Source organism: Mesorhizobium sp. WSM4848, from assembly GCF_055811375.1.
On the sequence record NZ_JBVVPX010000016.1, the window covers coordinates 100,031 to 126,419 of the forward strand.

Annotated in this window: 25 protein-coding genes; 4 read left to right on the plus strand and 21 right to left on the minus strand. The window is 63.6% G+C overall.

Annotated elements, in window-relative coordinates:
- Positions 1–25: 25 nt before the first annotated feature.
- Positions 26–1,621 carry a transcription termination factor NusA gene (gene nusA / locus AC0L16_RS16745; protein ID WP_473622025.1) on the minus strand — a complete coding sequence of 532 codons (1,596 nt, stop codon included), beginning with the start codon at positions 1,619–1,621 and terminating at the stop codon, positions 26–28.
- Positions 1,622–1,669: 48 nt separating this feature from the next.
- Positions 1,670–2,326: a ribosome maturation factor RimP gene (gene rimP, locus AC0L16_RS16750; RefSeq protein ID WP_473622026.1), complete on the minus strand. Its 657-nt coding sequence runs from the start codon at positions 2,324–2,326 to the stop codon at positions 1,670–1,672.
- A 320-nt stretch (positions 2,327–2,646) separates the two neighbouring features.
- Here rimP and AC0L16_RS16755 point away from each other — a divergent pair, with 320 nt between their 5' ends.
- Positions 2,647–2,811: a hypothetical protein gene (locus AC0L16_RS16755; protein WP_095517012.1), complete on the plus strand. Its 165-nt coding sequence runs from the start codon at positions 2,647–2,649 to the stop codon at positions 2,809–2,811.
- Between the two features lie 75 nt (positions 2,812–2,886).
- On the opposite strand, the gene trmB is transcribed toward AC0L16_RS16755, so the two are convergent.
- From trmB to AC0L16_RS16780, 5 genes are all read right to left on the minus strand, one after another.
- A complete protein-coding gene (gene trmB, locus AC0L16_RS16760) occupies positions 2,887–3,588 on the minus strand; it encodes a tRNA (guanine(46)-N(7))-methyltransferase TrmB (protein WP_473622061.1) in 702 nt (233 codons plus the stop codon).
- A gap of 57 nt (positions 3,589–3,645) precedes the next feature.
- Positions 3,646–4,935, minus strand: coding sequence for a methionine adenosyltransferase (gene metK / locus AC0L16_RS16765; protein WP_473622027.1), 1,290 nt, complete (start codon positions 4,933–4,935; stop codon positions 3,646–3,648).
- A 370-nt stretch (positions 4,936–5,305) separates the two neighbouring features.
- The gene (locus AC0L16_RS16770) at positions 5,306–5,725 is read right to left on the minus strand and encodes a helix-turn-helix domain-containing protein (protein ID WP_254024392.1); all 420 of its coding nucleotides are present in this window, start codon (positions 5,723–5,725) and stop codon (positions 5,306–5,308) included.
- Positions 5,726–5,864: 139 nt separating this feature from the next.
- Positions 5,865–7,493, minus strand: coding sequence for an apolipoprotein N-acyltransferase (gene lnt, locus AC0L16_RS16775; RefSeq protein ID WP_473622029.1), 1,629 nt, complete (start codon positions 7,491–7,493; stop codon positions 5,865–5,867).
- Positions 7,494–7,823: 330 nt separating this feature from the next.
- A complete protein-coding gene (locus tag AC0L16_RS16780) occupies positions 7,824–8,522 on the minus strand; it encodes a winged helix-turn-helix transcriptional regulator (RefSeq protein WP_473622030.1) in 699 nt (232 codons plus the stop codon).
- 174 nt (positions 8,523–8,696) lie between these two features.
- Between AC0L16_RS16780 and AC0L16_RS16785 the strand changes: the two genes are divergently transcribed.
- Both AC0L16_RS16785 and AC0L16_RS16790 read left to right on the plus strand, forming a co-directional pair.
- A complete protein-coding gene (locus AC0L16_RS16785; RefSeq protein ID WP_473622031.1) occupies positions 8,697–10,115 on the plus strand; it encodes an FAD-binding oxidoreductase in 1,419 nt (472 codons plus the stop codon).
- 113 nt (positions 10,116–10,228) lie between these two features.
- Positions 10,229–10,405, plus strand: coding sequence for a hypothetical protein (locus tag AC0L16_RS16790; RefSeq protein WP_473622033.1), 177 nt, complete (start codon positions 10,229–10,231; stop codon positions 10,403–10,405).
- Positions 10,406–10,448: 43 nt separating this feature from the next.
- On the opposite strand, the gene AC0L16_RS16795 is transcribed toward AC0L16_RS16790, so the two are convergent.
- The 13 genes from AC0L16_RS16795 to AC0L16_RS16855 all read right to left on the minus strand — a co-directional run bounded on the left by AC0L16_RS16795 (position 10,449) and on the right by AC0L16_RS16855 (position 22,926).
- Entirely contained in the window at positions 10,449–11,522 is a 1,074-nt protein-coding gene (locus AC0L16_RS16795) for a hemolysin family protein (RefSeq protein ID WP_473622034.1), read from the minus strand.
- A gap of 27 nt (positions 11,523–11,549) precedes the next feature.
- On the minus strand, positions 11,550–12,056 hold the full coding sequence (gene ybeY / locus AC0L16_RS16800; RefSeq protein ID WP_473622036.1) for an rRNA maturation RNase YbeY: 507 nt from the start codon (positions 12,054–12,056) through the stop codon (positions 11,550–11,552).
- A gap of 73 nt (positions 12,057–12,129) precedes the next feature.
- Positions 12,130–13,122, minus strand: coding sequence for a PhoH family protein (locus tag AC0L16_RS16805; RefSeq protein ID WP_287305617.1), 993 nt, complete (start codon positions 13,120–13,122; stop codon positions 12,130–12,132).
- Positions 13,123–13,205: 83 nt separating this feature from the next.
- Positions 13,206–14,615 (minus strand): tRNA (N6-isopentenyl adenosine(37)-C2)-methylthiotransferase MiaB, encoded by a 1,410-nt coding sequence (miaB, locus tag AC0L16_RS16810; RefSeq protein ID WP_473622037.1) that lies wholly within the window; start codon positions 14,613–14,615, stop codon positions 13,206–13,208.
- A 99-nt stretch (positions 14,616–14,714) separates the two neighbouring features.
- A complete protein-coding gene (gene olsA / locus AC0L16_RS16815) occupies positions 14,715–15,515 on the minus strand; it encodes a lyso-ornithine lipid O-acyltransferase (protein ID WP_473622038.1) in 801 nt (266 codons plus the stop codon).
- A gap of 29 nt (positions 15,516–15,544) precedes the next feature.
- Complete coding sequence (rimI, locus tag AC0L16_RS16820; protein ID WP_473622040.1) at positions 15,545–16,039, minus strand: ribosomal protein S18-alanine N-acetyltransferase; 495 nt, start codon at positions 16,037–16,039, stop codon at positions 15,545–15,547.
- Positions 16,039–16,728 (minus strand): tRNA (adenosine(37)-N6)-threonylcarbamoyltransferase complex dimerization subunit type 1 TsaB, encoded by a 690-nt coding sequence (gene tsaB / locus AC0L16_RS16825; protein ID WP_473622041.1) that lies wholly within the window; start codon positions 16,726–16,728, stop codon positions 16,039–16,041. Before tsaB ends, rimI begins: the two co-directional genes overlap by 1 nt.
- A 181-nt stretch (positions 16,729–16,909) precedes the next feature.
- A complete protein-coding gene (locus AC0L16_RS16830; RefSeq protein ID WP_473622063.1) occupies positions 16,910–18,016 on the minus strand; it encodes a DUF1513 domain-containing protein in 1,107 nt (368 codons plus the stop codon).
- Positions 18,017–18,018: 2 nt separating this feature from the next.
- On the minus strand, positions 18,019–19,098 hold the full coding sequence (locus tag AC0L16_RS16835) for an imelysin family protein (RefSeq protein WP_473622064.1): 1,080 nt from the start codon (positions 19,096–19,098) through the stop codon (positions 18,019–18,021).
- A gap of 20 nt (positions 19,099–19,118) precedes the next feature.
- Positions 19,119–20,726: a di-heme oxidoreductase family protein gene (locus tag AC0L16_RS16840; protein ID WP_473622042.1), complete on the minus strand. Its 1,608-nt coding sequence runs from the start codon at positions 20,724–20,726 to the stop codon at positions 19,119–19,121.
- A 12-nt stretch (positions 20,727–20,738) separates the two neighbouring features.
- Complete coding sequence (gene bfr / locus AC0L16_RS16845; protein ID WP_077377191.1) at positions 20,739–21,224, minus strand: bacterioferritin; 486 nt, start codon at positions 21,222–21,224, stop codon at positions 20,739–20,741.
- On the minus strand, positions 21,190–21,501 hold the full coding sequence (locus AC0L16_RS16850; protein WP_077377188.1) for a (2Fe-2S)-binding protein: 312 nt from the start codon (positions 21,499–21,501) through the stop codon (positions 21,190–21,192). Before AC0L16_RS16850 ends, bfr begins: the two co-directional genes overlap by 35 nt.
- Before the next feature lie 132 nt (positions 21,502–21,633).
- A complete protein-coding gene (locus tag AC0L16_RS16855) occupies positions 21,634–22,926 on the minus strand; it encodes an imelysin family protein (protein ID WP_473622065.1) in 1,293 nt (430 codons plus the stop codon).
- Between the two features lie 485 nt (positions 22,927–23,411).
- Here AC0L16_RS16855 and AC0L16_RS16860 point away from each other — a divergent pair, with 485 nt between their 5' ends.
- Entirely contained in the window at positions 23,412–24,665 is a 1,254-nt protein-coding gene (locus AC0L16_RS16860; protein WP_473622044.1) for an NAD(P)/FAD-dependent oxidoreductase, read from the plus strand.
- A gap of 167 nt (positions 24,666–24,832) precedes the next feature.
- Here the strand turns inward: AC0L16_RS16860 and AC0L16_RS16865 are convergent, their stop codons facing one another.
- A complete protein-coding gene (locus AC0L16_RS16865) occupies positions 24,833–26,110 on the minus strand; it encodes a 4-aminobutyrate--2-oxoglutarate transaminase (RefSeq protein WP_473622045.1) in 1,278 nt (425 codons plus the stop codon).
- Positions 26,111–26,389: the final 279 nt, after the last annotated feature.

A 26,389-nucleotide genomic window follows, 5' to 3' on the forward strand; every position in this document is an offset into this window, starting at 1 on the left:
AGCTTGTGTGCGATGCGGTTTCACCTCACGCACCAACGGCTTCGTCAGCCGGCACGTCTTCGGCTGCAAGCTCGTCTTCGGTGATCCAGCCGGCCTTGAGGCGAGCAGCCAGAACCATCTGTTCAGCATCGGCGCGCGACACGCCGTGATTGGCGAGCACGCCCGGGAATACCTTCGTCTCGCCGTCCTTGCGTTCCTTCCAGCCGGTCAGATCATCGGCCGCATAGCCGGCGAAATCCTCGATCGTCTTCACGCCGTCCTCGCCGAGCGTCACCATCATGGCGGTGGTCACGCCTGGAATCTCGCGCAACTCGTCCCTGACGCCCAGCGCCTTGCGCTTCTCGTCATGCTCGGCTTCGATCTTCTCCAGATATTCGCGGGCGCGGGCCTGGATTTCCGAGGCGGTGTCCTCGTCGAAGCCGTCGATCGATGCGATCTCGTCGGCATCGACATAGGCGACTTCCTCGACGCTGGTGAAGCCTTCGGAGGCGAGCACCTGGCCGACCATCTCGTCGACGTTGAGCGCATCCATGAACAGAGCCGAGCGTTCGACGAACTCCTTCTGGCGGCGCTCGCTCTCTTCCTGCTCGGTCAGGATGTCGATATCCCAGCCGGTGAGCTGCGAGGCGAGCCGGACGTTCTGGCCGCGGCGGCCGATGGCCAGCGACAGTTGGTCGTCCGGCACCACGACCTCGATGCGCTCGGCATCCTCGTCGAGCACGACCTTGGCGACTTCCGCCGGCTGCAGCGCGTTGACGATGAAGGAAGCGGCCGAAGGCGACCACGGAATGATGTCGATCTTCTCGCCCTGCAATTCGCCGACCACCGCCTGAACGCGGCTGCCGCGCATGCCGACGCAGGCGCCGACCGGATCGATGGAACTGTCACGCGAGATGACGGCGATCTTGGCGCGCGAACCTGGATCGCGGGCGACCGACTTGATCTCGATAATGCCGTCGTAGATTTCCGGCACTTCCATGGTGAACAGCTTCGCCATGAACTGCGGATGGGTGCGCGACAGGAAGATCTGCGGACCGCGCTGCTCGCGGCGCACGTCGTAGACATAGGCGCGGACGCGATCGCCATATTTGTAATTTTCGCGCGGGATTAGCTCGTCGCGACGGATGATCGCCTCGCCGCGGCCGAGATCGACGATGACATTGCCGTATTCGACGCGTTTGACGGTGCCGTTGACGATCTCGCCGATACGGTCCTTGTACTCGTCGTACTGGCGGTCACGCTCGGCCTCGCGCACCTTCTGCACGATGACCTGCTTGGCCGATTGGGCGGCGATGCGGCCGAAATCCATCGGCGGCAGCTGTTCGGCAATGAAGTCGCCGAGTTGCGCGTCGGGATTGCGCTCGCGCGCCGAGGAAATAGCGATCTGCGTCGCATAGTCGTCGACCTTCTCGACCACTTCCATCAGCCGCTGCAACTTCATCTCGCCGGTATTCGGATTGATGTCGGCACGGATGTTGGTTTCCTGGCCATAGCGCGAGCGCGCCGCCTTCTGGATCGCATCGGCCATGGCCGCGATGACGATCGACTTGTCGATCGACTTCTCACGCGCGACCGCATCGGCGATCTGCAGCAGTTCTAGCCTGTTGGCGCTTACAACCATCTTTTTTCTCCCGAGCTTGTTGCCGAGGCTTTGCGCCCGGCAGCCCAATCACATTTCCTGTTCGGTTTCATCTTCCGCGCCCGGTTCTGCGCCCGCTTCAACGCCCCCTGGCGCGTCTTCGGGCTCGCCGCGGCGCTTCCTGGCTTCCTTGCGCGCCCTGTTGTCCTTCGACAGTGCATCGCGGATAAGGTCGTCGGTCAGGATCAGCCGTGCTTCGGCAATCGCATCGTAGGGCACACGCACCGTCGGCTGTTCGCCATAAGCCGCCTTGTCCCGCTCGATCAGCACGCCGTCCGCGTCGCTCTCGGCGATCTTGCCCTTGAAGCGCTTGCGGTCGGCGACGAGGAGCGAGGTTTCCATCTTCACCAGATGACCCGTCCAGGTCGCGAAATCCGACTTGCGGACCAGCGGCCGGTCGATTCCCGGCGACGACACTTCGAGATGATACGCCTTTTCGATCGGATCATCGACATCAAGCGCCGGCGACACCGCCCGGCTGACCTCTTCGCAATCCTCGACGGTCATGGCGCCGTCCTCGCGTTCGGCCATGATCTGCAGCGTCAGCCCATTCTGGCCCGTCAGATGCACCCTGACAAGGCGGAAGCCGATGCCACGCAGCACCGGTTGCACGATCAGCGCGATGCGCGCATCAATGCCGCTTTCGCGGATGATGCGGTCGTCGCCATCGGGTACCGTTGCCGTCATTCTATTCCTGTCGCTTCATCGGCGGCCGGAAGCTAACAAAAAAGAGCGGGACCGGGTGGACCCACTCTTCGCCATACCGACCAAGAATTTGAACCTGATATAGACGATCGCAGCCGTCGTTTCAAGCCCGCATGCGGTCCGTGTGGTAAGCAGATGAGTTGTCCGTATGCAGGGTGGGCGAAACTGTCGGGGGCGGTAGCGTTGCACAGGGCGCATGGCGGCCATGCGCCAACGTCCCTGTGATATCAGGCAGTACGCGCCTATCTATGCTGCGTTGCACAAAATCAATCACGCATTGCAACAGGCGAAAGGGCATAATCATGACCAACCGCAAGGTTTTCTCGGCCATTGGCGATTTCTTCACCGTATTCGGCAGCGCCGTCGCCGCTTCGCACGCCGTCGAAGCCGGCCGCAAGCCGCGCGCGCGCGATCTGCGCAATCTCGGCATGGATCCGGCCGCCTTCAACAAGATCGGCCGCTTCTAAGATTGGCGACGCAGGGGCGAGGACATCTCTGGCCCTCGTCGACGGCCAAGCACACTAGGCGCGCTTTGAATAGGACTATCTTCGGACGAAGGTGAGGTAGGCTGGCCGACGGCCTTCGCGAACGGCCTTCGCCTCGTAGCGTGTACCCGGCCAGCCCTCATAGGGCCGCTGCCAGTCGGCTGCCTCTTCAGCCTGCCACGCAAACGCTTCATGTGCCCGGCAGTGCAGCAGCGTCCAGTTCATATAGCTATCGATATCGGACGCAAAGCGGAATGTTCCGCCTGACTTCAGCACGCGCGCGAAACGGTCGAGATTGACCGGACTGACGAAGCGGCGCTTCCAGTGTTTCTTCTTCGGCCAGGGATCGGGATAGAGCAGGTCGATGCCGTCGAGCGAGGCTTGCGGGAGCCAGTCGAGCAGGCGCGTGGCGTCGTCGTCATAGACCCGAAGATTGGCAAGCGGCCGTTCCCGGACCGCCATCATCATCTTGGCCATGCCGTTGACGAAAGGCTCGACGCCGACGAAACCGGTCTCAGGAGCCGCCGTCACCCGATGCAGCAGGTGCTCGCCGCCGCCGAACCCAATTTCGAGATGAATGGCGCGGACGTCGGCTTCGAACAGGCTGCGCAAGTCGGCCGGCGGTGCGGCCGTCAGATCGAGCCGGTAGGTGCTGAAACCGCTTTCCAGTGCCGCCGCCTGCTGCGGACGGATGGTCTTGCCGCGCCGGCGACCGAAAAATGCTTCGGTCGCACGGCTTGGCCGGTTTTTCGGATCCATGTCTTTCGGATCCATGTCTTTCGGATCCATGTCTTCCGAATCTATGGACGTCGCGGGCTAGGCCGCGACTGCTTCGGTAGGCGCTTCGGCGAGTGCGTCCTTGAGCGCCTTGGCGAGGTCGGTCTTTTCCCAGGAGAAGGACCCGTCGCGGCCGGCCCTGCGGCCGAAATGGCCATAGGATGACGTCTTGGCGTAAATCGGCCTGTTGAGATCGAGATGGCGGCGGATGCCGGACGGCGACAGGTCCATCACGGTGCGCAGCGCCTGCTCGAGCTTTGCCTCATCGACCTTGCCGGTGCCGTGCAGGTCGACATAGACCGACAGCGGCTGGGCGACGCCAATGGCGTAGGAAAGCTGGATGGTGCAGCGATCGGCGAGCTTCGCCGCCACCACGTTCTTGGCGAGGTAGCGGGCCGCATAGGCTGCGGAACGGTCGACCTTGGTGGTGTCCTTGCCGGAAAAAGCGCCGCCGCCATGAGGCGCAGCACCGCCGTAAGTGTCGACGATGATCTTGCGCCCGGTCAGGCCGGCGTCGCCGTCAGGCCCGCCGATGACGAACTTGCCTGTCGGGTTGATGTACCAGTTGCAGCTGTCGGCGATCTTCAGGTCGCCCAGCGCCTCACGAATATAGGGTTCGACGACGTTGCGGACCTTCTTCGAATCCCAGCCGGCGTCGAGATGCTGGGTGGACAGCACGATCTGCGTCACTTCCGCCGCCTTGCCGTCGATATAGCGGACGGTGACCTGGCTCTTGGCGTCCGGCCCGAGCCGGCCGGCATCGCCGTTGCCCGCATGGCGCGCGGCGGCCATCAATTCGAGGATCTTGTGGCTGTAATAGATCGGCGCCGGCATCAGATCCGGCGTCTCGCGGCAGGCATAGCCGAACATGATGCCCTGGTCGCCGGCCCCTTCCTCGCCTTGCCGGTCGGAGGCATTGTCGACGCCCTGGCCGATATCCGGCGACTGGCCGTGCAGCAGAACCTCGATCTTTGCCGTCCTCCAGTGGAAACCGGCCTGTTCATAGCCGATTTCGCGGATCGCCTTGCGGGCGGCCGACTTGAACTTCGCCGGATTGACGAGCGGATGACCGGCGGCATCCATCAGGATGTTGCCGGCCTTGTCCTTCTTGAGCAGGGTCTCGGGAACGCGCACCTCGCCGGCGATGACAACGCGATTCGTGGTCGCCAGCGTCTCGCAGGCGACGCGGACCTTCCAGGGGTCCATGCCGGTCTTTCTAGCCTCGCGATAGACCAGGTCGACGATCTCGTCGGAGATGCGGTCGCAGACCTTGTCGGGATGCCCCTCGGCAACGGATTCCGAGGTGAATAGATAGTTTTGCCGCGTCACGGGTGTCCCCTCTTGAAAAAATCTCGGCACGCTGCCGATTGGCGCGCCACGTGTTAGCTGTGCCGGGCGGCGCTCGTCAAGCGGTGCGGCCGTTCTGGTGTGAAAATCGCGCTATTATCTCATACCAACTGCGACCGGCTGTGACCGGCAGCAGGGTGCCGTCGGCGTGCCTTAGCTCCCAACACGTGCTTAGCTTCAACCCGTTGATGAAAAAGACTTTGAGCATGGGTGTCGAGCAAAATCGATCCGCTCTCGGCATGCCTGCGGGATGCCAATTCCACGATGCGCGAGATCGCGAGAATTTGCATGCCCCGCTATGACGGCCCCGCCATTTCGGACTTTCAGCGGCGCCAGATCAATCGGCCCAAAATCAATCGACTTCGTCGGCGGAAAGGGCCTTCACAAGCTCGATAACCTTGCGGCGTATCTTCACGTCGGCGATCTTGACGAAGGCCCGGTTGAGTTGAAGACCTTCAGGACTGCCGCAGAATTCGACGGCAGAAGCCATTGATGCATCCTCGGCAAATCCGCGGTTGCCCACGGCCTCCTGGCCCGGCGCGTCCTCGAAAAAGAAAGCGACAGGCACGCCCAGTATCGAAGCGATTGCCTGCAAACGGCTGGCGCCAACGCGATTGGTCCCCTTTTCGTATTTCTGTATCTGCTGAAACGTTATGCCGAGGTTCTCGCCGAGCTTTTCCTGACTCATTCCCAACATATTGCGACGAAGCCTGATGCGACTTCCGACATGGATGTCGATAGGATTCGGCTTCTTCTTGTTTTCTTCTGCCATTTTTTCCTCGCCGAATTTTTCCGGCTTTTTGTGTTTTTTCTGGCCCAAACGAAGCCGGCGGCCAGTGCCCCAACAGAACGACGTACTGACTTCGAGAAATTTCAGGCCGTTACAGTATGAGTTTCTAATGTGTCGAGTGTCAATTCGCCCGTAGCCGTTGCCTTACATTCATTGTTAAAGCGGCGAGAGCGAACAGCAACATGATCATAAGTCCGTTAATGCGTCTTTGGCGGGAAGAAACGATGGCTTGATCGGAAATCGGAACCTGGACATCGATGGCTCCGCGTGCGTCAATCGCCAGCGCGTCGATGATGCGTCCGCGCGGATCGACGACAGCGGAAATGCCGTTATTGGCTGCACGCAACAAGGGCACCCCGTTCTCCACCGCACGAATCTGCGCCTGCCTGAAATGCTGGTACGGACCCGGCGTGTCACCGAACCACGCGTCGTTCGTGACATTCACAATAAGCTCAGCTGACGTAGCGTCAACCGCCACCAGATCGGGAAAGATGACTTCGTAGCAAATGAACGGAAGCACGCGGATGCCGCCGGGCAATTCGATCGGATGCCGCTCATTGCCCGCCGCGTAGGTTGTCGGCCCGGCGACGAGCTGTTTGAGCCCGACGCGGCCAAGCAGGTCGGCAAAGGGCAGATATTCGCCAAAGGGCACCAGATGAACCTTGTCGACTGCATCTGCGATTTGGCCCTTGTCGTCGATCGCCACCACCGAATTGTAGTACCGCCTGTCGGCATCTTCCGCCGACCCGCCCTCCTCCCGGACGACGCCGGCGATCAGCGTCTGGCCGTCACCAAGCATCTCTCCCAGCGCGGTCAGCGCATCGGGACGTTCGGCGAAAAAAAACGGCACGGAGGTTTCCGGCCACAGGATCAATTGCGGCTTGTCATGGCCAGTCTCTGGGCCAGTCTCTAGGCCAGTCCCTGGGCCGGCCTCTGGCGCCTTGGCCGAAAGCCCCATCAGCGTGGCGAAGATCCGGTCGGGCACTGAAGGGTCCCACTTTTCGCTGAGGTCGACGGCCGGCTGCACGATGCGGACGTCGATTGCGCGGGTTGCGGGCTCGACCCTGGCAGCAAGCCTGACATAGCCGAAGCCGACATGGGCCGCGACGAGAACGGCAGCCAGTGCACCCCCCAGGCGGACATGCCGGCGCGCCGCAAGCAGGGCCGGCAATGCAAAGACGAAGACCGCCAGCGCGTTGATGCCGACCATGCCGGTCACCGACACGCTCTGCATAAGCAAGGGCACCGGCATCGCCGCGTAGCCGACGGCATTCCAGGGAAAGCCGGTGAACAGAAAGTCGCGCAGCCATTCCGCCAGGCCGAAGCCGAAGGCAAGGGCGGCGATGCGGCCGATGTCGTTGCTCCACAGCAGCCGGGCAACCGCTGTCGCGAAACCATAGAAAAAGGCGAGCGCCAGCGGAATTCCGACCACTGCGAAGGGAAGCGCCCAGGCGAAACTGTCGGCCTCGACCAGAAGTGCTGAGCCGATCCACCACAGGCCGGCGAGAAAATAGCCGAAGCCGAACCACCAGCCGACGGCGAAGGCTGGCCGCAAATGCCGTAACCAGCCATCGGAGGCTTCGCCGGTTGCGCCGTCGAGGAGCCAGACCAGCAGCGGAAACGAAACGAAACAGACGGCGAAGAAATCGTAAGGCGCCTGGGCAAGAACCGCCAGCGCACCGGCAAGAAACGCCACAAGCGCGCGGCGCCAGCCCCACAGCAGAATTATCCGGCCGGCCAGGCGCTTCATCGATGCTTCCGAGTCGTGCGAATCACGGCAGAAGATTTATCAGGCTGCGGTCCACGTTCCAAACGGCCACGCTTCAGCCTGCGTGCCGGATTGAATTTCGGCTCGCGACCCGTTGCTGTCATTCGCAATCGTCGAGCCAATGGCAAAACACTGGATGTCTTCGGATCTTGGTAACTACGCCCGCTCTCGGCATCAGTGCTTCGAATTATGTGAATATCAGACGATCGGCAATCCGGCGGCTTCCATTCCGGATAACATGTGAGGAATGGGAGTTGGTTCACGTCACACGCCGGCGGTGCGGTGCCGCATCGGGAGGCCGCATCCGGAATGTCAACCTGCATGACTCGTGACGGTGCGGGAGACCGGCATGATGTGGGCGAACATGCTGCGGGCGTTCCAGGTCGGGAAGGCTCTTGCGAGCGACAGGTCGCCGTCGAGCTGGATTCGGTCCTCGCGGGTGGCTTGGGACCAACTGAGCTGGCCGGCGTGCCATTTGACGAAAGCTTCGGCTTCCGCCGTGATGTAGAGGTCCTCGTCGAAGCCAGGGTAAGTCTTGCAGATCTCTGTGTCTCCGAACTCGATGAGTAGCCAATAGCGCTCCCGGTGTGGGCGGCCGGTGAAGTCGAAGCGGATGACGACGCGTCGATCCGGGAGCCGGTCCCGGCGGAGCGCCTTGCATATCGACCACAGGGCCACAAAGGGGTCTAGGTGCTGGGGGGCGATCTCGAGCCAATGCGCGCCCCACTCGCCGAGCGACTGGCAGACCGTGAAGAGGTCGTGGCCCGCCGACGTGAGCTCGTAGTGGCGCCCGCGCCCGTCTGGCTTGGGATTCGACTCGACGACACCGACCCATTCGAGCTGCTTGAGCCGCTCTGAGAGCAGGGTACGGGAGAGTCCGGGCGCGCCCTCCAGGATCTCGCTGAAGCTTACGCAGCCAAGGTACAGGTTGCGGATGATCAGCGGCGTCCAGCGCTCGGCGAAAATCTCGGCGCCACGGGCGATGGGGCAGTACTGGCCGTATGTCCTCATGACGGACGTCCTCACAACAGCAGTGTTGCGCATCCGCCTCAGATTGTGGAGTCCAGATTGTTGACTATACGGCGGTGGCCCGCCGTGGTCCGATATGGCCTCTCTCGACGTGAGGAGGACACGATGACGACACCTATGACGACAACAACGTACGCAGAAGCCCACCACGGGAGCATGCAGCCAACCGTCGTGGAAATCGACGGGTTCCGAGGCCGGCTGATCAATGCCAGCCACGCCGACTACGATGTCGCCCGTGCAATCTGGAACGGCGCCATTGACCGGCGCCCGCATCTGATCGCCCGATGCATCGGAACCGCCGACGTGGTCGCGGCCGTGCGTTTCGCTCGCGACCACAATCTGGAGATCGCCATACGGGGCGGAGGTCACGGCGTGGCGGGCACCGCCGTTTGCGACGACGGGATCGTCATCGACCTCTCGGCGATGCGGGGCGTGCGGGTCGATCCCGCCGGCCGCAGGGCGAGGGTGCAGGGTGGCGCGCTGTGGGGCGACGTCGACCGCGAGACGCAGGCGCACGGCCTGGCCACCACCGGCGGAATCGTGAGCCATACCGGAGTCGCCGGGCTCACCCTCGGCGGTGGCATCGGCTGGCTGATGCGCAAGCATGGCCTCGCGGTCGACAACCTCCTCGCCGCCGACGTCGTGACGGCCGACGGCGAGCGGCTGCGGGCGTCCGAGGACGAGCACCCCGACCTGTTCTGGGCGTTGCGCGGCGGCGGCGGCAACTTCGGCGTGGTCACCTCGTTCGAGTTCCGCCTCCACCCCGTCGGGCCCACGGTTCTGGCCGGGCCTATCCTGTGGGACGCGAGCGACGCCGGGGAGGTCCTCCGTTTCTACCGCGACTTCATCCGCGACGCTCCCGACGAGCTCGGCACGGTCGTAAAATTCTGCACCGTGCCGCCTCTATCGGTCATTCCCGAGGAACTGCACTGGCGCCCGGTGGTGATGGTGGGCGCGTGCTACGCCGGGCCGATCGAGGACGGTGAGAAGGCGCTCCGCCCGCTCCGCACATTTCGGACTCCCCTCCTCGATCTGGCCGGGCCCAAGCCGTACGTGGTATTCCAGAGCGCGCTCGACTCGACCGTCCTCCACGGTTGGAACTACTACTGGAAGGCCACCCACCTCCCCGCGCTCCGCGACGACCTCATCGACGTGATCGCCGGGCACGCATTCTCCTGCTCGTCGCCACGGTCGTATGTGGCAATGTTCCATCTGAAGGGGGCGGTGAGCCGAGTGGCCGAGGGCGCGACGGCGTTCGGGAACCGGCAAGCGTCGCACGCGATCATCGTCCACGCTGCGTGGCGGCCCGGCGAGGACTTCGGCGACCGAGAGACGGCCTGGACGAGGGGGGTCCTCGCCGCTCTTGGCCGCTTCCGCGAAGGCGTCTACGTCAATTTCCTCGGCGGCGACGAAGACCCGGGCCGGGTCCGAGAGGCGTACGGCGACTCCGTCTTTGACCGGCTGGCTGACGTGAAGTCCTCGTACGACCCCGACAACGTCTTCCACCATAACCAAAACATCCGCCCGGGGCTGAGTGCCGGTGTGAGCGGTTCCGACGGCGCGGGCGATACTTGATAAATTTGGGGTGGTGTTGGATGGGTGCGACGCTGCCGGAGGCGCAATGCCGTCCTTGAGGCACACATAACCGACTGCGTGTTCTTGCCGGCGACCGACGCGGGACTGGCTACATGGTCGCCCCACTCGGAATCGACGATGATATAGCCGTCACCGAACCGCATCTCGGAATGAACGAGCCTGCCATCAGCGTCGCTGACCACCATGCTCGGCTCGAAGCCGAAAGCCTTTTCAAGCCAGATCAAGGCGGCGCGCGGATTCTTGTAGAATATGCCGGAGCCCAAGGTTGAGTGCTTGAACGGATCGTCGGCCGTCATCGGGCGAGCGGTGCCTTTAAGCCTGCTCGGCGCGGGCCGCGCGCCGGCGGCGCTCGCTCTTCTGGGTCTCCACGATGCGCACCCGCTTGACGCGGCGTGGATCGGCGTCAAGCACATGGAATTCGAAGCCGGGGATGGCCTGCACCACTTCGCCGCGGGCCGGGACCCGGCCAAGCGTGTTGAAGATCATGCCGCCGATCGTGTCGACATATTCGCCATGCTCGCCGGCGGCGAAATCCTCGCCGATCATCTTGGCGACATCGTCGATCTCGGCCTTGCCGTCGACGACGAACACGCCCTCGCCGGTCTGGGTGATCATCGGCTCGTCCTCGTCGTGCTCGTCCTCGATGTCGCCGACCACCATCTCGACGATATCCTCGAGCGAGACCAGACCATCGGTGCCGCCATATTCGTCGATGACCAGCGCCATCTGGGTGCGCATCGCCTGCATCCGCCCCATCAGATCGGAGGCGAGCATCGACGGCGGCACGAAAAGCACCGGGCGGATCAGGGTCAGGTCGCCGATGGTGCGCGTGAGATCGACCTTGGCGAGATCGAGAATCGTGGCAGGGGCGGCTTTCCTGGTCGTCCTGCCCTTCCTGACGCGGGCGAGCTTAGTGATGTGAGCGAGCACGTCGCGGATGTGGACCATGCCGCGCGGGTCGTCGAGCGTCTCCGAATAGACCGGCATGCGGGAATGGCCGGACTGCTCGAACAGTCCCAGAAGATCGCCCAGGTTCGTCGTGATCTCGACCGCCTCGATGTCGGCGCGCGGCACCATGACATCCTCGACGCGAACCTCGCGCAGGCGCAGAATGTTGTTGAGCATGGCCCGTTCGCCGGGCGAAAAGGCGCCGGCATCGCTCGCCGTTTCGGCAAGTGCGTCGGCGATCTCCTCGCGCAGGCTGGTGCCGTTGCGCTGCCTGAACAGGCCGAGCACGCGATCGAACAGGGAAGGACCGGCAGGCGATGACTCGCTGGCGAAGCTGCCGGTCGTGGTACTCGGACTAGAGTCCTCTTCCGTCTGTTCGGATGGCTTGGTCGCACTGCCGGCGTCTGGGCGGGCGGCAGTCTCTGGTTTGTCGTTCATCGTCGTCCGGTCATTTGATCTTTTTAGTTACGCGTAGGGATCGAGAATGGCAAGCCTTGCAAGTGCTGCGCGTTCGACGGCTTCCATTTCTTCGGCCTCGGCGTCGGTCTCGTGATCGTAGCCCAGCAAATGCAGCAGGCCGTGGATAACGAGATGGGTGATATGGTTGTCGACAGGCTTGTCTTCCAGTGCGGCTTCCCGCGCAACCGTCTCGGCGGCCAGCACAATGTCGCCCAGCATGGGCGGCAGCGGACCGCCCTTGGCGAGCGGAAAAGCCGGGAAAGACAGGACGTTGGTCGGTTTGTCCTTGCCGCGCCAGCCCGCATTGAGACTGCGGATATGGGCATCGTCAGAAAAAACGATGCTGAGCTCGGAACGGCCGGCCGCGCCGGTTTCGGCAAACGCGGCGGTAACGGCGCCATCGACCAGCCGCGTCAGCGCGGCCTCATCGGGCCAGTCGCCCGCTTCGACTGCTATATCGATGTCGACGGGAACCGGAAGATCCCCGCCTACAGATTTTTTGTCATCAGCCATAAGGCCGCATCATCGTGTTTTTGTTGAGCATCGGATTTCCCCAAAACCGGTTCCCACTTTTGGGTCCGATGCTCTAGCCTTCGGCGCCCAGGCCCCGGGCCAGCTTGCCGTCGCGGTCGTAGGCCTTGACGATCTCGGCGACCAGCGGATGCCTGACGACGTCGCCTTCGTTGAAGCGCACCGTTACCATGCCGGTGACGCCGTCGAGGATCCTGAGCGCCTCGACCAGACCGGATTTGGTGTTTTGCGGCAGGTCGATCTGGGTCGGATCGCCGGTGACGATCATGCGCGAATTCTCGCCGAGACGGGTCAGGAACATCTTCATCTGCATCGGCGTGGTGTTCTGCGCCTCGTCGAGGATGACGGCGGAGTGCGCCAGCGTGCGGCCGCGCATGAAGGCCAGCGGCGCGATCTCGATCACCTCGGCGGCAATCGCCCGCTCGACCTTGTCGGCCGGCATCATCTCGTAAAGCGCGTCATAGAGCGGCCGCAGATAGGGATCGACCTTCTCCTTCATGTCGCCGGGCAGAAAGCCGAGCCGCTCGCCGGCCTCGACGGCCGGCCGTGACAGCACGATGCGCTCGACCATGCCACGTTCGAGCAGCATCGCCGCATGCGCCACCGCCAGGAAGGTTTTTCCGGTGCCAGCCGGGCCGATGCCGAAGACGAGTTCGGACCGCTCCAGCGCGCGCATATAGGCGTCCTGGTTGAGCGAGCGGGCATAGATCGTCTTCTTGCGCGTCGATATCTGGGCGGCGGACACCTTGCCCTTGCGCTCCAGCGTCGGCAGCGTCAGCTGGTCGTCGGCGGCGATCGCCATGCGCACGGCGCCGTCGACGTCCGACTGGCCGATGTCAGCGCCTTTCTGGAGAATGCCGTAGAGATTGTCCAGGGCGCGGCGCGCCTGCTCGGCGGCCGAGGCGGAGCCCTTGATGGTCAGCTGGTTGCCGCGCGAGCGGATATCGACGCCAAGCTTCTGCTCGAGCCTGGCCAGATTCTCGTCGAACTGGCCATAAAGGGCGCTGGCAAGCTTGTTATTGTCGAAAGTCAGAACGATGTGCGCCATATCCGAAGCCCCCGATGGTAGGTTCTGGGGCAGGTTCTTCACTTCCGCAGCGCTCAACCGTCTCTCCTCATCTGCCGAGACCTTCAGGCCAATTCGGCGAACAGGCTGTTGTAACCCGTCTTCGTGATTCGTACCTGGATAATCTCACCGATTTCGCCGGACTTTTCATCAACAATAACCGGCTGCAGCCACGGCGAGCGGCCGACCTTCTGGCCGGCCTGGCGGCCCGGCTTCTCGATCAGCGTGTCGATGGTGCTGCCGACCAGGCTGGCGCCGAAATCCTGCTGCTGGGTCAGCAACAGCGCCTGCAGCCGCTGCAGGCGCTCGTCCTTGACCGCTTCCGGCACATGATCGGCCATTTCCGCGCCTGGCGTTCCGGGGCGCGGCGAATATTTGAACGAGAAGGCCGAGGCATAGTTCACCTGGCGGACAAGGTCCATCGTCGCCTCGAAATCCGCATCCGTCTCGCCGGGAAAGCCGACAATGAAGTCGCCTGAAAGCGCGATATCACTCCGTGCGGCGCGGATCCGGTCGAGCAGCGTCAGATAGTCTTTTGCCGTATGCCTGCGGTTCATCGCCTTGAGGATGCGGTCGGAGCCGGATTGCACAGGCAAATGCAGATAGGGCATCAGCGCCGGCAAGTCACGGTGGGCGGCGATCAATTCGTCGTCCATGTCGCGCGGGTGGCTGGTGGTGTAGCGCAGCCGCGCCAGCCCGGGAATCTCGGCCAGCCGGAACAGCAGGCGGCCAAGACCCCATTCCTCGGCGTTTTCGCCTTCGCCGTGCCAGGCATTGACGTTCTGGCCAAGCAGCGTCACCTCGCGCACGCCAGCTTGCGCCAGCCGCTCGGCCTCGGCGACGATCTGCGCCACCGGCCGCGACACTTCCGAGCCTCTGGTATAGGGCACGACGCAGAAGGTGCAGAACTTGTCGCAGCCTTCCTGCAGGGTCAGGAACGCGGTGACGCCGCGCCTGATGATCTCGGCGCGCTTCGGCTGCGGCAGATGCTCGAACTTGTCCTCGATGGCGTAGTCGGTCTCGACGATCTTTTCGCCGCCGCGCACCCGTGCCAGCACATGCGGAAGCCGGTGATAGGTCTGCGGGCCAATGACCAGATCGACAGAAGGCGAGCGGCGAATGATCTCGGAGCCCTCGGCCTGCGCCACGCAGCCGGCGACGCCGACCAGCATCTCGCGGCCGGCCCGAGCCCGTTCGGCCTTCATCTCACGAATGCGGCCGAGTTCGGAATAGACCTTTTCGGCGGCTTTCTCGCGGATATGGCAGGTGTTGAGCAGCACCAGATCGGCCTCGCCGATTGTATCCGTCGCAGTATAGCCGTCGGCGGCCAGTGCATCGGTCATGCGCTGCGAATCGTAGACGTTCATCTGGCAGCCATAGGTCTTGACGAAGACCTTCCGGCTCGCGGCAGGCGGCGCGACCGCAGTTTCGGCCGCGATATCGATGTCGTCCCGTTCGATCGTGTTCAATTCCATCTGGCGGCTTCTAACGCCTTTCCTCGACAAAAAACAGACGATTCTGCCTTACAGCGCGGCGCCGCCTTTGGACGCGCAAAGCGCTGGGGCTTTTCCAGCTTACCGGCTCGGTCGCGGATCGGCGAGCGCCGCCTGCACCATATCACGCACCTGACTTTCCATCAGCCTAGCCGTTTCCTTGCGGCTGGAGCCCCTGGAGAAGGCGACCGGCTCGCCGAAATGCACTTCGACATCGAGCCCGCCCTCCGCCATCATCACCTTGAGATGCGGCATCAAATCCTCGTCGCCGATCCAGGCGGCAATCGGCCGGTGCCTGCGGCCGAGCGGCACGCCGTGCAGGCGCGTGTAGACGATCGCCACCGGCTGGATGAAGACCGTTTCGGCCGCCGCTTCCAAAATCGCCATCGAGGCGGCGCCGAACAGCGTGCTCTTGAACGGCAAGATCATGTTGCCGTCGGAGGTCGACCCTTCGGCAAACAGCACCATGGCGTCGCCCTTGGCCATGCGGCTGGCGATTTCGCTCGCCTGGTCGCCTGACGAACGCTTGCGCTCGCGCTCGATGAAAACCGTGCGCTGCAGCTTCGACAACATGCCGATCAATGGCCAGCCGGCCATGTCGGCCCTGGCGATGAACGTCACGTCGGCCATCGACCCCAGCACCATGATGTCGGTCCAGGAAACGTGGTTCGACGCAACCAATAGCGGGCGCTGATTGGACAAGGTCCCCTTGACATGGATGCGCATGCCGAGCGCCCGGATGATGAGCCGGTGCCAGATCCTGAGGATGAACGTCTCGCGCCAGAGGCCGGTCTTCATCGACAGGATCTGCAACGGCACGAGGATCAACGAGCCTGCGACAACGAGGCCCAGCGCCAGGAAAATCCTGATTTTTCCGATCATGTTGCTCCAGGCCCTGCCGCGCGCTCTGGCTAGCGAAGATCGCGGCGCATGACAAGCGCTCCGGTCGGGCCGTGCTCGGGCGACCTGTAATAGTTGGCACGTTTGCCGACCTCGCGGAATCCCAGCCGCCGGTAGAGCGCGATGGCGGCGACGTTGGTCTCGTCGACCTCGAGGAAAAGTGCCTCGGCGCGCTGCGCATGCAGTTCGCGCAGCACCGCATCCATCAATTGCCAGCCGAGGCCCTGGCGGCGATGGGAGCGCGCCACCGCGACAGTCAGGATCTCGCCTTCACCGGCTGCCAGGCGCGCCAGCACGAAACCGACGGGCGGCTTGGCACCCTGGCCGGTCTCGCGCGCGGCATAGCCGAACACCGTGTCCTGCTCGATCAACGCAGCGAATTCGTCATCGCTCCACGGCCGGACGAAATCCTCGCGATGCAGCACCGACAGGGCCGCACTGTCGGCAACGGTCAGCGGCTCGAGCGCAAAGTCCCTGCGGCGCGGCGGGAGGAAAGGAATGCGCATCAGTTTTTCTTCCCGGCTTTCTTCCTGGACAGGATAAACCCGGCCTGCGGTTTTGCGTCGGCTCCGCGCAGATAGAGCGGTTTCGGCTTTTCGCCTTCGCCCTTGGCAGCGGCCAGCCGGGCATAGATTGCGATATCCGCAGTGGCACTTGTCGGGCCAATGTCGAAGGCCCGCCCGGCCGATGCGGCGATTTGCGTGGCCGCCGTGCCGGCCAGAACCGGAGATCTGTCAACCGCCATGGCGGCGGCTTGCGGAAGCGTGGTCACCGCGGGACCGTAAATCAAAACGGATGCTTCGTCGTAAAGCGCTGCATGGATCTCCTCGCGGCCGGCGTCGAGCGCGGCCAGCACGGCGCGGCCGGGAAATGTCGCTTTCGCTTGCGCCGCCAGCGCTTCCAGCGTCGTCACCCCGACTGCCGGGATTTTCAGCGCCAGTGCCAGCCCCCGCGCCGCCGAGACGCCGACGCGCAGTCCTGTGAAGGAGCCCGGGCCGGTGGAGACAGCGATGGCGCCAAGGCCGGCATAGTCGGCGCCGCCGGTCGTCAACGCCTCTTCGATCACAGCCATCAGATGTTCGGCATGGCCCTTGCCGAGATCGAGCACCGAGCGGCCGAGTTCCTTCCCGGCCGCCGCGTCGTAGACACAGGCGGCGCAGAGATTGGCGGCACAGTCGATGGCAAGCAACTTCATGAGACGGCCGGTTGGGAGCACCCGCTTGGGGCACAGGGGTTCGAAAGACAATTTCCCTGTGCCTGCCATGGCACATCCCTGCAAGGGGATAATGCATAAATCGTTTGGCGGCTTCGCTTCGACCTCGCCCAAAAAAGAGGTAACTTTCGGCGACCACAACCGTCAATGAACCAGTGCCGCACTACGCGGCCTGGTCGATGCGCAGCATGTGATTGTCCCAGACATAGTCCGGCTCGGACCGAGTCGCGCCACCGGCTTCAACGATTTGGCCGGTGCCGGTCGTCGCCATGAAGCTCGCCCCGTCGGGCGCCACGCCGCAGACCTCGGCCAATGCGCTGGTAGCGACGATCCGGCCGCTGGCCGAATCGATGATGGCAAGCGAGTTGCCTTCCGGCGAGGACACCGCGACGATACCGGCAGCAGGGTTGGCGGCGACCGAGCCGATGTAGTTCCTGAAGCCGGAGAGCACGTCCTGCGGCATGTCGAGCAGTTGCAGATCCTTGCCACGCGCGGCGCGGCCGACCAGCGGCGGACGATCGCTGCCCGGCCCCCTGTACTGGCAGCCGAACCAGACCGCGCCGGATTTGTCGGTATCCATGTGCCGGATCGAAAGCTGGTGCAGCGCCGGCGGCAATTCATGCTCTTCGACAAGGTCGCCGGTAAGGCGGTCGACCAGCACATAAGATGGCTTCATCGTCGCGATGTTGAGCTCGGCGCGCCCATAATCCGGATGCGTCTCGATGCCGCCATTGGCGACGGCAATCGTCCTGCCGTCGCCGAGCAGCAGAAGCTCGTGCGGACCCATGCCATAGGTCGGAAACTCGCCAACGCGATTGAATTTCGCACGCGCGTCATAGACGCCGACCACGCCGGCGGCATTGTCGAAATCATTCTCGGTGGCGTAGAGCAGCGCACCGTCGGTCGAAAACACGCCGTGGCCGAAGAAATGCCGGCCACTGATGCTGGCAATGGTCAGCGGCTCGTCGCGGCCGGTGTGGTCGAAGACCACCGCGAAAGTGCCGGGCTGCCTGGCAAACACCACGGAGCGCTTCGACAGCGGATCGAAGGTGACGTCGTGACCGCGGGCGGGCAGGTCGATGGCATGCAGCACCTTGCCGGCCTCGGACAGGATCGCCGCGCCATAGCTGCCGCCGCGCTTGACGAACGCGGTGGCGAAGACGGCGTCGGCAGCAAGCGTCTTCGCCCATGCCGATGGCGCCATCGCGGCAACAAAGCCTGCCCCGGCAGCCCTCAGGAAGTCGCGGCGGTGGATCAGCGACGTGCGCAGAGTCAGTCTCCGTCGAGCGACGAAAACCCGGCGGTCAGGCCGAATTCGGCGGTTAGCCTGGTGCCGATCAGGGTCGACAGGCTGGATGTCACCAGCAAGAAGTGGTCGAACTTCTGGCGCAGCGCTGGATCGGCAAGCGCCTTGTCGATCGGGCCTCTGATGGCGCTGGCGTCGGCGGCGCCGTTGACGAGCTGGATGTGGATCGATTCCGCCATCCAGCGCGCATCGGGCGGCAGCGCGTCGCCAAGCTGCGAAGCCTGGAACAGCGCGTCCATGCCCGAAAGGTTTCCGGTCAGCGAACGCGCGGTGTTTTGTGAACGCCAGTAGATCGCCTGTTTCAGCTTGTCGGCCTCCGGGCTACTCCCCAGAAAACCTTTCAGGCGCACGTCACGGACCATCTCCAGTTCGTTGATGAAGACGCCGACCAGTTCGGTCACCGCTTCCGTGCCGTCGCGGTAGAGTGCGTTTTGCGGCTCCGGATTGGCCCAAAGTGCTGCAAAGCCGTCGGGCTTGTTCCAGGCGTCTCTGACCTCGGCGGCAATCGTTTCGATGTTGCCGGCGGCGGCCGCGCCGTAAGCGCAGCGATAGGGATCCTCCTTGCCGGCGAGCCGCTCGGCGCCATCGCCGTAAAGCACGAATTCCAGCGCGCCGAGCCCTTGCATGGCGACGCTCTTTTTCGCCAGCTGGGCCGGATCGGCGGCGGTCCGGTCTTTACTGGCCAGCGCCGCCTGCACCTGCCTCAGGCCGATGCTCTTGCGGTCCGGCCAGAACAGCATGCGCTCCAACCGGTTGTTCTGCGTGATCGGTCCGATGCGGATGATCTCGACGACCGACCAGGCATCCACGGTGCCGGAGAATTCGGCGCGCGCCGCATCGAGATGGTCCTGCGAGGGCGCGTCGCACAGCGTGCGCATTGCCTTGGTCAGGCTGTCCGCATGGTCATGCAGGCGTGCATAGGCCGGGCGGACAAAGCCGTCGATCGCCCGCTGGATCACGTCGGAAGCCTTCACCGCTGCGGACGCCGGCAATGCGCCCGCGAGGACCAGCGAGAGGACCAGGACAAACGCCAGACGCTTCGACATCACAACGACTCGCTTCGACATCACAACGACTCCAGGAATTTGACCAATGCGGCGCGACCGGGCGCGGCGGCGGCGGCAAAACGGTCACGCGCCTTCTGCCCCTCGCCGCCATGCCACAGGATCGCCTCGGTCAGGGTGCGCGCCCGCCCGTCGTGCAGGAAGAAGCTGTTGCCGTTGACGGTCTCGGTAAGACCGATGCCCCACAGCGGCGGCGTGCGCCATTCGCTCCCGCTAGCATCGCCCGCCGCTTGCCCGTCGGCGAGGCCCGGCCCCATGTCGTGCAGCAGAAAATCGGAATAGGGCCAGATCAGCTGGAAGGCCTGTGCCTTGTTGGGCGTGCCGCGGCGGGTGACGAATTTCGGCGTATGGCAGGAAATGCAGCCCATGTCGTAGAACAGCTTCTTGCCGGCCAGCACATCGGGCTTGTCGAGATCGCGCCGCGCCGGCACGGCGAGGTTTTGCGAATAGAAGGTGACCAGGTCCATGACCGGCGGCGGCGCCTCGACCGGGCCGAGGCGCTCCTGGACGCCGTTGGCCATGGCAAGGCAGTGCTTTTCGGCTGCGGTGCAATCGCCCCAGTGGTTTGGCACTTCCGGCGTCGAAATGCCGATGTCGCCGGCGAAAGCGTCCGCCGCTTGCTGGCGGATCGAAGGAGTCTGCGCCTTCCAGCCGAAGCGGCCGAGCGTCGGCTCGCCGCTCTGGCCGTCGCGCACGATGTTGGGCTTGCCGGACACGCCGTCACTATTGCGATCGTCCGGATCGGCATCGGCGAGAATGTCCGCCGGCGCGATTTGCTCGACCAGGCCGAGGCCGATCATCGGCGGCGTCAAGCGCGGCGAAAGCGTGGTCTGCGGATCGAGCGGCCCGTTGGCAAGATCATCGACCGAATAGCTCGGCTTGCGCAGCGAAACCACGGTGCCCTCCGGCAGCGTGACTTTTTGCTGCTGATAGACGACACGCATCCTGCCTTCGCCCCGAAGACCCGGAACGGCCAGGTCCTGCAATTGCGAGCCGTAGACCGGATCGGGGAAGTTGAGCACCTTGCGGGCGGCCAGCGCTGCTTTCTCCTCCTCGGTGCTCGCCTGCCGCGCCAGCCGCAGGAACATCGAGGTGGTACCGCCGTCGGCTTCCGGCGGATGACCGCGACCGTCCTTCAGATGGCAATTCTGGCACGCCCGCTCGTTGAACAGCGGACCAAGCCCGTCCGATGCCTGCGTCGACGAGGGCGACGACACCCAGTTCTTGCGAAAGAGCGCATTGCCGAGCTTGAAGGTGCCTTCTTCCTCGAAAGTAATATTGGCGGAGGATTGCGAGAAAGCGTCCTTGTTGGCGCCTTTGCGCGACGTGCCGGCGCCGCCCTGCATCGGCTCGAACTGTTCGGGCCTGGAGAAATCATTGGTCGGCCTGGTGATGGCAATGACGCGAGAAAGATCCTTCGGCGTGAGATCGGCACGGCTGGTGGCGAGGCCCGCCGGTTCGGGCGCGCCGGCCAGCGCCGAGGCGGTCAGCGCGACGACTGCGGCAAGCGAAAGCCCGCGATGCCCGCCGTATCGCGGGTTGTGCTGGGACGGCAGGCCGCAATCCTCGACCCGCCGCAAGCGGCGCAAGTAATCTAAGGAGCGCCGCATTCCCGCATGTCCCTAATCCGCCTCGTCGGCTGATGCGGCGTTGAGCTGGCCGTATTTTTCCTCGCCGATCGAGGCGAGCAGGTCGAGTTGCGTCTCGAGGAAGTCGATGTGACCTTCCTCGTCGGACAACAAATCCTCGAACAGCTTCATCGTCACATAGTCACCTGCTTCCTCACAAATCTCGCGCGACCGCTTGTAGGCAGTGCGCGCGTCATATTCGCCGGCAAGATCCGATTCGAGCACTTCCTTGACATTCTGTCCGATGCGCAGCGGCGCTACCGACTGCAGGTTCGGATGGCCTTCAAGGAAGATGATGCGGGCCACGAGCCGGTCGGCATGGTGCATCTCCTCGATCGACTCGGCGCGTTCCTTCTTTGCCAGCTTGGCGTATCCCCAGTCCTCCAGCAGCCGGAAATGCACCCAGTACTGATTGACTGCTCCAAGTTCCAGAAACAGAGCTTCGTTAAGCCGCTCTATGATCTGTTGTTCGCCTTTCATGGGTTCTGCTCCCGTATTGGACGCGCAGGCCTCTGACGCGATCCAGGTGTGAAACGACATCCACGCCGCTCGCCTCCGAGCGGGTGTGGTAATTTTCGGTTACCCGAATGATCGTTTCGACCACATTTGGGAAGCAGCCGCAACAGCGACCACGCTTCTGCATGGCATGATAGATCTTCGCCGGCACGATAAGCTGCCAGGGGTCCTGATCCAGCAGCTCGACGATCGTCTGCTCAATCTCCTTCTCGGTGATGATGTTGCAATGGCAGATCAGCATTATTTGCTCTGTGTGGCTGACGGCGCGTGCTCGGCGCCGTGTGGCTTATTTTCTTAGGTGGAGCCTGATACCGAGACCGTTTTCCAGTTTTCGCGACGCGGACTTTCGGTTCTGGCTCCGCGCATCGACGTCTTACTGAAACACCTTGTCTGGCGCATCGAGGCTGTCCGAGCCCTCGAAGGCGATAGCATTGAGTTTCAGGGTGCCGACGGCGCGTTCGATCGACTTGGTCTGATCGACCAGCGCGTCGATCGCCGCCTGCACGGTGGCATTGCCTTGGCTATTGCCTTCGCCGATCTGCTGGTCATAGGCCTCGCCGCCAAGCGCCCGCGCCTTGATGGCTTCCATCTTGGCGACAGTGACATCAAGCTTGTCCGACAGTTCCTTGTCGATCGCCGGATCGCCCTCCTTGACCATGTCGGACACCGAAGGGCCTTCGACGACGGTGCCGTCGAGGCGCGTGTAGCTGCCCTTGTAGGCGGCGCGAATGCCGACGGCATCGTAGAGATGGGAATCGTAGGTGTTGTCGGAGAAGCAGTCGTGCTCCTCTTCCGGGTCGTGCAGCAGCAGGCCGAGCTTCATCCGCTCGCCGGCGAGTTCGCCGTAGGAGAGCGAGCCCATGCCGGTGAGGATGGCCGAGACGCCGGCTTTCGGCTCGCCATCGGCAAGGTTCTTGCGGGCGGCGCCGCCTTCCTTCCAGTCGTCGACCATGTCCTGCAGATCGGAAACCAGAAGCTCGCTCGCCGACTTCAAATACTGCGCGCGACGATCGCAATTGCCGCCGGTGCAGTTGGCGAGGTCGTAGTCGGTATAGGGCCGTTCGCCGGCGCCCGGGCCGGTGCCGTGCAGGTCCTGGCCCCACAGCAGGAATTCGATGGCGTGATAGCCAGTCGCCACATTGGCCTCGATGCCGCCGGCTTCCTGCAGCGTGCCGGAGAGGAACTCCGGCGTCAGATTTGTAGCGTCGATCTTCTTGCCGTCGATCTCGATCGACTCGTTGGCGATCACATTGGCGGTGTACAGCGCATTCGCGTCCGACTCGGTGCCGTAGTTCTCGGCGACATAGTCGATCAGGCCTTCGTCCAGCGGCCAGGCATTCACCTTGCCTTCCCAGTCGTCGACGATGGCGTTGCCGAAGCGATAGACTTCGGTCTGCTGATAGGGAACGCGCGATGCCTTCCAGGCCTCGCGGGCGGCAGCCAGCGTCTCCACCGAAGGCCTGGCGAGCAGCGCGTCGACGGCCTTGTTGAGCGCCTGCGCCGTGGTCAGCGAATCCTCATATTTGGCGAGAGCAATATCGGAATAGGTCTTGACGACCGCCTTGGCATCGGTTTCCGCCTTGGCCGGCAGCACGAATATCGCCGCCGTCAATGCCGCGGTGGCGCCGATCGCTGCAAGCCTGCTGCCATATCGCGCCGTGATCATCGCTCTCATGATTGTCATCTCCCTCGGGAATTCAGTGAAAATGCCGGCGCCAAAGGCGCGTCGGCAGGCAATCGGCGCCAAGGCAGGTCCCTGCCATTGGGCGAGATACAGGCCGCGGCATAGCGCGGTTTGCGGAAGAAAGACATCGAAATGCCTCCAATCGAAAGGGTTCAAGGCCCAGACATCAAAGGGATGCGCTTGACGCGCAAGCTTCCATAAAGCGATGAAGGTGCCGGAAGTCAACCAATTTCAGAGAGAAAAGCCAATTGAAACAACAGTTTAGAATTATTCTAAACTGCAAGTGTCAACTTTAGCCGCATTTGCCGTGCCGCCGTTGAACGAGACGATTGACAGATCGCCATTCCGGGTGCGACCCGCAAAGGCGGTCTTGCGGCGGCGCCAGACAATCGCCACTTGGCGAGACGTCCTAGACTTTGTTGACGCATTGGGATGAAGAATCGGGGGGATGGAGAATTGGGGCTGCGATGAAAAACGGTGTGGTCATTGTCGGTGCGGGTCATGCGGGCGTGCAATCGGCCGCCAGCCTGCGCGAGGGCGGCTACGACGAACCCGTGATCCTCATCAGTGACGAGGACGAACTGCCCTATCACAAGCCGCCGCTGTCAAAGACCTTCATCAAGGATCAGGAGGCCAAACCGCAGCCGCTGCGCGGCGAGGCGTTTTATACCGGCAGCGCGATCGACTACCGGCCGGGCGTCCGCATCGATCGCATCGATGCCGGCGGCCGCAGGCTGGAGCTATCAGACCGCGGCACACTGCCGTTCGACCGGCTGATCCTGGCGACCGGTTCGCGGCCGCGCCTGCTGTCGCTGCCGGGTTCGGATTTTTCAGGCGTGGTGTCGCTGCGCTCGCTCGCCGACGCACGCCTGATCCGCGAATTGAGCGCGCAGAGCGAGGATGTCGCCATCCTCGGTGGCGGCTTCATCGGGCTGGAGATCGCCGCGACGCTCAAAGCGGTCGGCCGCAAGGTCACCGTGGTCGAGGCGGTCGACCGGCTGCTCGGCCGGGCGGTGGCGCCGATCATCGCGCGCCACGTGCGGCAGCGGCTGGAAGCGACCGGCGTGCGCATCCTCAGCGGCACCACGATCGCGCGGCTCGAAGGCGAGAACGGCCATGTCTCGGCGGCAATCACCGCATCCGGCGAGCGGCTGCCGGCGCAGATGGTCATCATCGGCATCGGCGTCGTGCCGAACGTCGAACTGGCGCAAGCCGCCGGCATAACTGTCGCCAACGGCATCCGCGTCGACCAGCAGATGCGCACGTCTGTGCCCGAAATCCTCGCCATCGGCGATGCCGCCTCCTACCGGCATTGGCTCACCGGCGGCGATGTGCGGCTGGAATCGGTGCAAAATGCAACCGACCAGGCGCGCCTCGCCGCGCGCACCATCCTCGGTCACGTCGACGCGTTTGCGGCGGTGCCATGGTTCTGGTCCGACATCGGCGACATCAAACTGCAGATGGTCGGCCTGATTTCGGGCGGCGACAGCCATGTCGTGCTCGGCGACGTCAACGAGAACCGGTTCTCCATCTACCACTATGCTGGGAATCGTCTGCTCGGCATCGAATCGGTCAACCGGCCTGGCGACCACATGCTTGGCCGCAAGATGCTCGGCGCCGGCTTTTCGCCGACGCCGCAGACGGTTGGGACGGGACCGGACGGATTGAAGGCGGCGCTCGCCGCTTTCCAGCAGGTAGAGCCCGTCCGCGCCGCCGAATAAGGATGCCCTTGCCTTCTCCCCTTGTGGGAGAAGGTGGCCTCGCGAAGCGAGGTCGGATGAGGGGTGCTCCAGGGAACGCCAACGCCTCATTTCTTCCAACACCCCTCAACCGTCTCGGCGCTACGCGCCGATCCACCTTCTCCCACAAGGGGAGAAGGCAAGCGCGCTCAGGCGGCGCGGACCTCGCGGATCGAGCTTTCCAGGATATCGAGGGCTTCGTTCATCACTTCGTCCTGGATGGTGATCGGCGCCAGGAAGCGGATGACGTTGCCGTAGACGCCGCAGGTGAGCAGGATCAGGCCCTTGTCGAGCGCCTTCAGCCGGACCGCATTGGCGATCTCGGCCGACGGCAGGCCCTTGTTCACTTCGTTGAACTCGACAGCGTTCATGAAGCCGGGGCCTCTGATATCGACGATCTCCGGCGTGTCGTCGCGGATCGATTGCAGCCGCTGCTTCAGCCGGTTGCCCAGCGTGTTGGCGCGGTCGCACAGCTTTTCCTCGTCGATCACGTCGAGCACGGCGTGCGCCGCGGCAACGCCGATCGGGCTGCCGCCATAGGTGCCGCCGAGCCCGCCGGGGTTGGGCGCATCCATGATTTCGGCACGCCCGGTGACCGCCGCCAGCGGGAAGCCGCCGGCCAGGCTTTTCGCCATGGTGGTGATGTCGGGCGCCACTTCGTGATGATCCATGGCGAACATCTTTCCGGTGCGGGCAAAACCAGTCTGCACCTCGTCGGCGATCAACAGCATGCCGTGCTGGTCGCAGATCTTGCGCAGCGCGGTCATTAACTCGCGCGGCGCCTCGTAAAATCCGCCCTCGCCCTGCACCGGCTCGACGATGATGGCGGCGACGCGGGCCGGCTCGACATCGGCCTTGAACAGGCGGTCGAGCGCGGCCAGCGAATCGGCGACCGTGATCCCGTGCAGCGCCACCGGGAACGGCGCGTGGAAAACATCGGCCGGCATGGCGCCGAAGCCGACCTTATAGGGCACGACCTTGCCGGTCAGGGCCATGCCCATGAAGGTGCGACCATGGAAGCCGCCGGCAAAGGCAATGACCGCCGGCCGGCCGGTGGCGTTGCGGGCGATCTTGATGGCGTTCTCCACCGCTTCGGCACCGGTGGTGACGAAAATCGTCTTCTTGTCGAATTTGCCCGGCAGCATGCCGTTCAGCCGTTCGGCCAGCCTGACATAGCTCTCATAGGGCACCACCTGGTGGCAGGTATGGGTGAAGCGGTCGAGCTGCGCCTTGACCGCCTCGATCACCTTGGGATGACGGTGGCCGGTGTTGACGACGGCGATGCCCGAGGAGAAATCGATATAGCGGCGGCCTTCGACATCCCAGATTTCCGAATTCTCGGCGCGGTCGGCATAAATCTGCGTGGTCATGCCGACGCCGCGCGAGATCGACTGGTTCTTCCGTTCGGAAATGGCTGAGTTCTTCATGATGTTCCCTCACCGGGCCGGCGCCCGTTCTCGTTTGGTGGTGGTTCAGATTTGTTCTGGCGTTATTTCATGTTTTCCTCAAGTTGGCACTGGCGGCAGGCGATTGGGTCTGCCGTTAGTGTCGCGATCCTTCCCACCCCCCTCTGGCCTGCCGGCCATCTCCCCCGCACGGGGGGAGATTAAGCGCTCAGCCGCTTTCGCCAACTGTCATCGTTGCAGGAGTCAGCGAAGCGCCGAAGCTGCTGATCTCCCCCCTTGCGGGGGAGATGTCCGGCAGGA